Genomic DNA, 8,774 nt, shown 5'->3' with positions numbered 1-8,774 from the left:
TTCGGGTGACGACTCCGCACACTCGGTGATCAGATCGCGCACGTTCTCCTCGGCGCGATCACGGAGCACGTGGAATGCCCCGTCCACGGCGCGATCTTCGGGGATCAGGTGGTCGCGCAGCCATGCGCCGTTCACGTGCTCGAACAGGTCGTCTTGGGGCCGCACGGAGTCATCGACCCAGCGCAGGTCGATTCCGGATTTGGGATCCGGGGATCCGGTGGCGGCAGCGGTCTCGGTTGATGAAGTCACCAGACCATCCTGGCATCTCCCGACCGGTTCGTCAGCCGCCGTTGAGCGTGGCCCCCTTGTCGAGGTGCGCGGTGAGCAGAAGATGGTCGAATGCGCGGCGGGTCTCGTCCCCGATCGGGACCTCATTCTCGACGACGTCGACGATGTTCTGGGCCAACGACCGGAGTTTGGTGTTCGTCTGCTGCGACCGCCAGGTCAGCACCTCGAAGGCCCGGTCGGCAGAGATTCCGTAGGTCAGCATCAGCATGCCCTTGGCCTGCTCGATCACCGCTCTGGACACCGCGAAGTCCCTGACCGCGGCGTCCATCGTTTCTTTCATCTCGGTCTGATGCGCATCTGTGAGATCCACATAGAATCCTTCGGTGCCGATCAGCTTTCCGGATGGGTCTGTCATCCGATCGCCGATCACGAGAACGTGACGAACCCGTCCGCGACGGTCGATGATGCGGTGCCGACTACTGAAGGTCTTGCCTTCGAGCAGTTCGTTGACCACGTGCTCGACGCGCTGGCGATCATCGGGGTGCTTGTGTGACAGCAGCAACTCCGTGGTCGGGGTGACCTCGCCGGGTCCGTAACCGTGGATCGCGGCGACCTCGTCGGACCAGAACCACTGCTGCTGCTCGATGAGGAAGCGGAAGCTGCCGGCGGCTTGTGCGACGCCCCCGAGCACTTGCCCGACCTGCTCAGCGCCCGTGCTGTCGCTCTCCATGATCTGCTCCCTCATACCCGATAAAAGCGGTTGTCAACCACATGCATGCGTCCAGAAGACACAGTCGTCCGGCAACGCAGCCCACGCCTCTGGAGCCGAGAAGTATGTAACACGAGGGCGCGTTTACCGGCGTCGACGGGCCACCGCCGACACCTGATGAACTTACCGGGTAAAGGGTTTGAACCTGGGCGAAACCCGATGCTCCAGATGGGCTGGGTTGTCAGTCGCCGAGTGCGCGGTGCATCTCCCAGACGAGCACCTCCGCGGCGGTGATGGCGGTGAGACGTTCACCGCCGCCGCCGGTGATCCGGATGGTGTCTCCGGCACCGAGATCGTCGGCGACGGATTCGAGGCGGGCCGAACCGGACGCGACGAAGACATGACCCCAGGGCAGGTCGGGCAGAGTCACCGATTGACCGGCGTCGAGTCTGGCGACATGGAACGCCACGGAGCTGTTCGCGATCCGGATCGCCGAGTCGTAGGCGGGCATACCCGAGGCCACCGTCACCAGCGAACCGGGCCGCAGCTCGTCCGCGACGTCGAGTTGTTCGTAGCCCGGTGTGGTGTCGGTGTCGTCGGGCAACACCCACATCTGGATGTAGTGCACCGGGTCGGTACCGGTGGCGACGGGTCGACCACCGCGGACGAGTCCGCCGCGCCAGGTGTCGTTGCGTTCGGAATGAGTGACGCCGGACCCCGCGCTCATACGCTGCGCCAGGCCCGGATAGATGACACCGGAATGGTCCATCGAATCCTGATGGACCAACGACCCCGACAACACCCAGGTGACGATTTCCATGTTGCGGTGCGGATGGGTGTCGAAGCCGTGCTGTGGCTGGACGGTTTCGTCGTTGTGCACCATGAGGACACCGTGATGGGTGTTCGTCGGGTCGTAATTGTCGCCGAACGAGAACGCGTGCCGCGAATTCAGCCAGTCGAGACTTGTCGCGGATCGAACGTCAGAGCGAAAAAGGTCACGGTGAGGGCTCACCTCTCCAATTCTCCGCCACAGTGTAGCGATGATGCAAAAATGAAAATCAGCGTCTCCAAGGGCTGGGACGCACCCTGATTAAGGGTAGTTGCGGGATCGTTACGACCTCGTAAGCAAGTTGGAAACCACATTGGTGCCATTCACCCTGTTACAGGAGTGAAAATTGTGACTATGCATCGTTCCCCTGGCCGACTTGCGGTCACATTCGCCCTCGCGATTGTGTGCGCCCTTGCCGTGGCCTCCTGTGGCACCTTCGGCAAGTCGAGCGACACCGGCGTCGCGTCGATGCTGGGAGACTTCGAGAAGGCGATCGAAGAGCAGGATCCGAGTGCAACCGCGTTGCTGACGTCGTCGCCTGAACTCGCCATGATCGCGTACGAGACAACCTTCGACGGGATGGCTGCCGACAAGGTCGACGTCGACGTGCAACGCGCCGAAGAGTATTCCGACGGCACGGCCACCTTCGAGTTGAAGACCACCTGGTCACTCGGCGACAAGCATGAGTTCGAGACCGTCACGGAGGGTTCGGCCCGCAAACTCACCATGGGCTGGCGGGTGCAGTGGGAGCCCGGTCTGCTCGCGGAAGACGTTCCGCCGGGTGGCAGCCTGCGCATGGTTCGCACCGACGCCAATCCGGCGCCCGCGGTGCTCGACCGCGCCGGCAAGCGGATGCTGACGCTGCAGACCATCAACAACATCGTCCTCGACCCGGCAGCGACCGGCGACATCGCCGGATCCGTCGCGGCGCTGGCGACGGTCATCGAGCCGCTGGCACAACTGGTCACCCCGGACGTCATCCATCGGCAACTGGCCGACGCGGGCAACAAGCCCGTGACCGTCGTCTCGGTTCGTGACTCCGACATGAACGCACTGGCCGGTGACCCCGCGTCGGTGCCGGGGGTGACGATCAGCAAGGAGCCCAAGCTCGTCCTCCTCGACCGGCGTCTCAAGTCACCGGTATTCGACGGCGTGCAGGACTACTGGCAGGCGATTCGGGACGCCACGTCGGGTTGGGCCGTCCAGGCGGTCGCTCCCGGCCGGCCACCCGTGCAGCTCGCCGGTGAACAGGGACCTCCCGGACCGGACGTGAAGACGAGCATCGATCCGAACACCCAGCTCGATGCCCTCGACGCGGTGGTTGAGGTGGCGCAGCCGGCATCGATCCTGGTGGTGGACGCGGGAACCGGCGAGATTCGCGCGGCGATGCGCAACGACCAGGCCGAAGCATCGGACATCACGATCGACAAGGGGTACACCCCCGGCGCCACGCTCGGTTCGGTGGCCGAGGTCATCAACCGGCTGGCGGGGGCCGATGAGGCCAAGGCCGGGCAGTTGCTCGCCCAGCTGGGTCTGGGGGTGGACTTCACCGTTGCCGGTGTCCGGCCCTCCGGTACCGGAGACCAGAACACCTCCGTCAAACCCGTGACCTTCCGGCCGGAGGACCTGCGGGTGTCGGCGCTGAACATGGCAACACTCGGGGTGGCGATCGCCCGGACCGGTTCGGTGGCCCCGTCCGTCATCCCCGGTGTTCCGGGGCAGGCCCAAGGTGGTGACCTCGGTGCGGTCGATCCGGCGGTCCTGGCCGCGGTCGACAAGGCGATGCGCGACACCGCTGCCGACGGCGACGCGAGCGATCTGGTGAACGCCGGTGGATTGCGTGCGCTGGTGGGCACCAACGGACCCCAGGGACCCGGCTGGTTCGTCGGCATCCAGGGCGATCGCGTGTTCGTCGTCTACTGCGAGGGTGAGCGGTCGGGCAGCGCCGCGCTGGCTGTGGCCCAGCGTTTCCTGAGCCCGCGGCCTCATCCGCAGTAGGCGGGCCGTGGGGCGCTACTGCTCCAGATAGCGGGGATTGGCGACCAACAACCGTTCGGTGACCGAGGCCCGGACCACTGCGATGATCCGAGGGTCTCGGGGGTTGGCTCTCCCGGCGCGGAGCTCGATCGCGAGATCGGTCTCGGACTCGAATCCCAACTCCTCCAGGGCGGCGCGCCGGCGATCCAGGGGTATGTCGCCGGCTGCCAGTTCACGTTCGACGATGTCGAGCACGTTGGCCGCGACCCGTGCCTCGAACCTCGTCGAACCCGCTGCCGCGTCGGGCATCACCGTGGTGCGGAGCCACTCCGACACCGCGTTGACCAATTCGGCGGCCGTGGGTTGTCCATGGAGTCCTGGTTCGGTGGTGGCCGCCGGGGTATCGGGCACTGCGGTGGCGGGGCGTCCGAGCGCCAGCAGGATGTCGTGTTCCTGCTCGCACACCCGGCGGCCGATGGCGGCGAGTTCGACCGACCGCTGCCCGCCGGACAGATGCCGCTGCGCCATCTGTGCGCAGACGATGCTCCACCACACGGTGCGATACAGCTGCCACCAGCGCACCGCCTCGATATCCGGTCGCACTCCGGCGACTTCGGCGTAGCCGTCCAGCAAGTCGTCGACGGTGCCGAAACCGCCGACCTCCGGGGCGGTTCCGAAGCGCCAGCACTTGACCAGCAGCCAGCCGAGATCCTCCCGTGGGTCGCCGATGTGGGTCAGCTCCCAGTCCAGAACCGCCTCGAGTCCGCTGTCGGAGATGAGCAGGTTCCCGTTGCGGAAGTCGCCGTGCACAACCGTCTCCCCGACGGGCTCCGGCTGGTACATCGACAGGGCCGCCAGCGCGATCTCGGTGACCGCCGAGGGGGTATCGAGGTCGAGATATGACTGCCGCAATTCGTCGAGTCCGCTGCGGACCCCGCTCTGCAGCGCCGGTACCGCCGACAGTGGAATCGAGTGGATCCGGGCGAGAGTGCGACCGAGTTCGGCAGCCATGCCCGTCCGGGCCTGCGCGTATCGGTCATCGCGCAACAGCTTTCGCGGAATCGTCTCGCCGTCGATGTGCTCGCAGACCAGGTACGGCGCGCCGAGTGCTGCGGCGTCGTCGGAGAATTCGACCACGGTGGGTACCGGGACACCGGCTTTGGCGGCAGCGGAGATCGCTTCGGATTCCCTGGTCATCCCGAGCGGTCCGTGCATGGCGCCCGGTTGTCGGCGCAGGATCAGCCGGCTCACCCCGGCGGTGCGGTGAGCGGTGAACGACCAGGTCTCACTGTTGGCGCCGGCGGTGAGGCGGCGAAGGTCTTCGACTCGGACGTCCTCTCCGAAGACCGCACTCAGTCGCGCCGCGAGGAGGTCGCCGATGTCGGAGTCGGTCATCGGCTCCGGTCCTTCTGCCGGATGCGGCGTGGGCCGGCGTAGCCGAAGAGATAACCGGCGATCTTGCGGATCTGCACCTCGTCGGAACCCTCTGTGATGCGGTACCGGCGGTGGTGACGGTAGATGTGCTCGAAGGGCATGTGACGGGTGTAGCCCATCCCGCCGTGCACCTGGATGGCCTGGTCGGCCGCGTCGCAGACCAGTCTGTTGGCGCGGTAGTTGCACATGGACACCCGGTCGCTGATCTCCATGTGGGGGATCCGGTCCATCTCCCAGGCGGTCTTCCGGACCAGTCCGCGGACCATCTCCGCCTCGGTGTGCAACTCGACAAGCGGGAACTGGATGGCCTGCCGGCTCGACAGGGGGGCGCCGAAAGTGACTCGTTCCCTGGCATATTCGACGCTGCGGTCGATGCAGAACTGCGCTGCGCCGACTCCCGAGGCGGCCTGCCGGATGCGGTTCTCGTGCACAAACGTCTGAGCGACGGCCAGACCTTCGCCCTCGACCCCGAAGATCGCCGAGTCGGGCACCCTCACATCCGTGATCGTGACCTCGGCGTGGTCGGTGGGCATGTTGAAGGTCCACCACTGGAAGTCGACGGAGAATCCCGGGGTGTCGGTGGGTACGAAGAAGGCGGTGATCCCGCCGGCGTCGCCGTCTTTGCCCGACGTACGCGCGAACACCACGTCGTGTGTGGCGTTGTGCATGCCCGAGTTGAATCGCTTGCCGCCATTGATGATCCAGGAACCACCCACCTTCCGGGCGGTGGTCTCCATCCAGGTGGCGTCGCTGCCGTGGTCGGGTTCGGTCAGTCCGAAGCCGATTCGCGCCTCGCCCCGGATCATCGGTTCCAGGAACTCGTCCTGCTGCGCTGTGGTGCCGTGGGCCAGCAGCATGTGGGCAAAGGGGAAGTTGCCGACGATCGACGACTCGTTCTGCAGGTCGTTGTGGAGGCCGAGTCCCTTGTGCGCCAGGTGTTCCCGGATGACTGCCATGTCGAGATTGCTGCCCCCGCGACCACCGACCTCGGTCGGTAGCGCGAACCGCAGCCAGCCGGCGTCGTCGGCGAGCCGGCGCATCTGACCGAGCAGATCTTCCCACTCACGGCGCGGCACGCCACCGCCCTCGAAGTCGGTGCGTGCCCATTCGCGGCGGTGGTCGAAGAATCGGACGTTGTCGTCGGCCTCCTGCAGCGGCCGGATCTGCGTGTCGATGAAGTCGTCGATCTCACGCAGGGTGGTGGTGATCGCCTCGGGTACGGCGTAGTCCACGGCGCGGGGTCCTTCCCGTTGAACGGCTCTCGGTGAACAATTGTTCAGGCCGACCGTAACGGGTTGCGCGGACCGCCCGCAGGAGATTCTCGGAGCCAGGTGGCAATTCCCTTCCTGTACTGCGGTGATCGCAGGCCGGGTGCAGGTATCTTGGTTTGATCGGTCCGCCGGACCGGGGAATCCGGTGACTGATCGAACGTTCACCACGGGCCACACGGGAGGCAGACGATGGGCAACGCTGACGTGCGCGCCGGGGCGTTCGCGACCGCCGCGATCCGGGACGGAGACGACCCGACGGCCAAGATCATCCTCAGTGCGGCGGTGCAGATGATCGCAGCACGCGGCTATCACGGCACCTCGATCCGCCACATCGCGACGTTTGCGGGGATCAGTCCGGGTTCGATCTACAACCACTTCGGCTCCAAACACGAACTGCTGGTGACGATCCTGGTCCGTGGTGGCTCAGCGCTCGTCGAGGCGACCGAGCGGGCCCTGCTCGACGCTCCGGCCCATCCGGCCGCCCGCCTCGACGCGATCGTGCGCACCCATGTCGGCATACACGCGCAGAACCCCATGGAGAGCTACATCGGGAATTCTGAGCTGCGCAGCCTCGACGCGGTGGCCCTCGAACGGGTGATCGCCAATCGTGATGCGCAACAACGTATTTTCGACAGGGTCATCGACGACGGGGTTCGGCGTGGCGTGTTCACCACGCCGAACCCGGTGGCGGCGTCACGGTTTGTGGTGACCGCCTGCACCGCCGTCGCGATGTGGTTCCGGCCCGACGGCCCGGCCAGTGAAGCCGACGTGATCGCGCGGTACCAGGCGGTCGCGCGCGATGCGGTCGGTCACCGCCCGCTCTGATATTTCTGCGCGAGGTACTGATCGAATGTCTCGTGCCCGAACGGTGTTCCGGCAGCCAGGTTGTTTCCGGCGGCGACCGCGTTGAACGCCTTTCCCGGGAGCCGTAGCGGCATGCCGGGCCGCCGAGATCCCCTGGCGTCCTTCCAGGCCGCGAGTAGGTCTGCGGCGGTTCGCTGCTGTGGCCCACCGATATCGTCGACCCGGCCCGACGATTCACCGGCCGCGAGCGTCACCAGCCGGGCCGCGACCTCCTGAGTTGCGATCGGCTGAAACCGGATCGACGGGGCGATCAGCACCGGCAGAAAGCGTTGGGCGCTGAACAGGGTGTCGACAAACGTGTGGAACTGGGTTGATCGCTGCAGAGTCAGCGGCACCCCCGACTCCGTCGCAATGGATTCGATGGCGAGCCGTTGTTTGTAGAAGCCCATCGGTATCTTGTCGATGCCCACGATCGACAGGAGCACAACATGGCGGACGTGGGCACTCGCGGCAGCGGAGAAGAGGTTCTCTGCGATCTGAATGTCTTTGGCGCCGTTGGTGGTTGCGAGATGAATGACGGTGTCGACGCCCGCCATCGCGCCTTCGACACCGCTACCGGACAACAGGTCACCGGCGACCAGCCCCGGCCCGGTCCGACGGCTCAGTGCCCGCACATCGTGACCCTGCGCGCGTAGCTGCGCGGTTGTGGGGGTGCCGATCCGGCCGGTGGCTCCGGTGATCAGATAGGTCGTCATGGTCGATCCTCTCGTCAGCGTCATTGCTCGGGTAATAGTTGAGACCGACAAGAGCGCGCGTTTGTGACAGGAAAAGGGACATCGTGATGCAGGACACGGCCTTGGCCGCTTTCGAGGAGGTCAGGCCACGACTGTTCGGGGTCGCGTACCGGATGATGGGTTCGGTCACCGAGGCCGATGATGTGCTGCAGGATGCCTGGCTGCGATGGCAGGGAACCGACCGGGCCGCGGTGGACAACCCCGAGGCGTTTCTCACGACCACCGTCACCCGGCTGTCGCTCAATGCACTGACATCCGCTCGAGCGACCCGGGAGACGTACATCGGTTCATGGCTTCCCGAACCGGTCTCGACCGCGGATGATCCGTCACTCGGCGCGGATCGCGCCGAGGCACTCGAGCTGGCGGTGGTGATGTTGCTCGAACGTCTCGAACCGGTGGAGCGGGCAGCCTACGTCCTTCGGGAGGCGTTCGACTACCCGTATCGGGAGATCGGTGAGGTGCTCTCGGTGACCGAGGCCAACGCTCGTCAGCTCGCGCACCGGGCCCGCGGACACATCGGCCGCCGCCGCGCTGCTGCGGTTGATCCGGTCGAGCGCAACCGCATCCTGACCGCATTTGTCGGTGCGGCCACCTCCGGCGACCTCGCCGCCCTCGAATCGGTGCTGACCGAGGATGTCGTTTCGATCAGCGACGGAGGTGGGTTCGTCGGTGCGGCCCGTGTACCGGTGGTGGGACGAGACAGGGTCGCCAGGTTTGTGGCGGGGACG

8 protein-coding genes and 1 pseudogene are annotated in these 8,774 nt (G+C 65.9%); 3 read left to right on the top strand and 6 right to left on the bottom strand.

Annotation, left to right across the window (positions count from 1 at the left end; all coding sequences use genetic code 11):
- The 3 genes and pseudogenes from VIQ49_RS16315 to VIQ49_RS16305 all read right to left on the bottom strand — a co-directional run.
- Positions 1-249, bottom strand: a pseudogene (locus VIQ49_RS16315) (peptidase M13); the annotation flags it as partial.
- A 31-nt stretch (positions 250-280) separates the two neighbouring features.
- Positions 281-958 carry a PAS and ANTAR domain-containing protein gene (locus VIQ49_RS16310; RefSeq protein WP_331886445.1) on the bottom strand — a complete coding sequence of 226 codons (678 nt, stop codon included), beginning with the start codon at positions 956-958 and terminating at the stop codon, positions 281-283.
- Positions 959-1,178: 220 nt separating this feature from the next.
- Positions 1,179-1,949, bottom strand: coding sequence for a pirin family protein (locus VIQ49_RS16305; protein ID WP_331886444.1), 771 nt, complete (start codon positions 1,947-1,949; stop codon positions 1,179-1,181).
- A 171-nt stretch (positions 1,950-2,120) separates the two neighbouring features.
- On the opposite strand from VIQ49_RS16305, the gene VIQ49_RS16300 reads away from it, so the two are divergent.
- A complete protein-coding gene (locus tag VIQ49_RS16300) occupies positions 2,121-3,764 on the top strand; it encodes an NTF2-like N-terminal transpeptidase domain-containing protein (protein WP_331886443.1) in 1,644 nt (547 codons plus the stop codon).
- Positions 3,765-3,779: 15 nt separating this feature from the next.
- Here VIQ49_RS16300 and VIQ49_RS16295 read toward each other — a convergent pair whose 3' ends face one another.
- The gene (locus VIQ49_RS16295) at positions 3,780-5,138 is read right to left on the bottom strand and encodes a phosphotransferase family protein (RefSeq protein WP_331886442.1); all 1,359 of its coding nucleotides are present in this window, start codon (positions 5,136-5,138) and stop codon (positions 3,780-3,782) included.
- Positions 5,135-6,409, bottom strand: a complete 1,275-nt coding sequence (locus VIQ49_RS16290; RefSeq protein WP_331886441.1) for an acyl-CoA dehydrogenase family protein — start codon at positions 6,407-6,409, stop codon at positions 5,135-5,137. The genes VIQ49_RS16295 and VIQ49_RS16290 overlap by 4 nt, the downstream gene beginning before the upstream one ends.
- A gap of 228 nt (positions 6,410-6,637) precedes the next feature.
- On the opposite strand from VIQ49_RS16290, the gene VIQ49_RS16285 reads away from it, so the two are divergent.
- Positions 6,638-7,273 carry a TetR/AcrR family transcriptional regulator gene (locus VIQ49_RS16285; RefSeq protein WP_331886439.1) on the top strand — a complete coding sequence of 212 codons (636 nt, stop codon included), beginning with the start codon at positions 6,638-6,640 and terminating at the stop codon, positions 7,271-7,273.
- Here VIQ49_RS16285 and VIQ49_RS16280 read toward each other — a convergent pair.
- Positions 7,258-8,007: an SDR family oxidoreductase gene (locus tag VIQ49_RS16280; RefSeq protein ID WP_331886437.1), complete on the bottom strand. Its 750-nt coding sequence runs from the start codon at positions 8,005-8,007 to the stop codon at positions 7,258-7,260. The genes VIQ49_RS16285 and VIQ49_RS16280 overlap by 16 nt on opposite strands.
- A gap of 86 nt (positions 8,008-8,093) precedes the next feature.
- Between VIQ49_RS16280 and VIQ49_RS16275 the strand changes: the two genes are divergently transcribed.
- A partial coding sequence (locus VIQ49_RS16275) for a sigma-70 family RNA polymerase sigma factor (RefSeq protein WP_331886436.1) occupies positions 8,094-8,774 on the top strand: 681 nt, incomplete at its 3' end.

The organism is Williamsia sp. (genome assembly GCF_036566845.1).
GTDB lineage: Bacteria > Actinomycetota > Actinomycetes > Mycobacteriales > Mycobacteriaceae > Williamsia.
The sequence above is the reverse complement of the archived record's forward strand: the minus strand, read 5'-3'. Positions and strand labels throughout refer to the sequence as shown.

Bases quoted from the DNA above. Each gene is read 5' to 3' on its own strand.
- VIQ49_RS16280 (WP_331886437.1), bottom strand. From the start codon at position 8,007: ATGACGACCTATCTGATCACCGGAGCCACCGGCCGGATCGGCACCCCC.
- VIQ49_RS16300 (WP_331886443.1), top strand. From the start codon at position 2,121: ATGCATCGTTCCCCTGGCCGACTTGCGGTCACATTCGCCCTCGCGATT.
- VIQ49_RS16310 (WP_331886445.1), bottom strand. From the start codon at position 958: ATGGAGAGCGACAGCACGGGCGCTGAGCAGGTCGGGCAAGTGCTCGGG.
- VIQ49_RS16285 (WP_331886439.1), top strand. From the start codon at position 6,638: ATGGGCAACGCTGACGTGCGCGCCGGGGCGTTCGCGACCGCCGCGATC.
- VIQ49_RS16295 (WP_331886442.1), bottom strand. From the start codon at position 5,138: ATGACCGACTCCGACATCGGCGACCTCCTCGCGGCGCGACTGAGTGCG.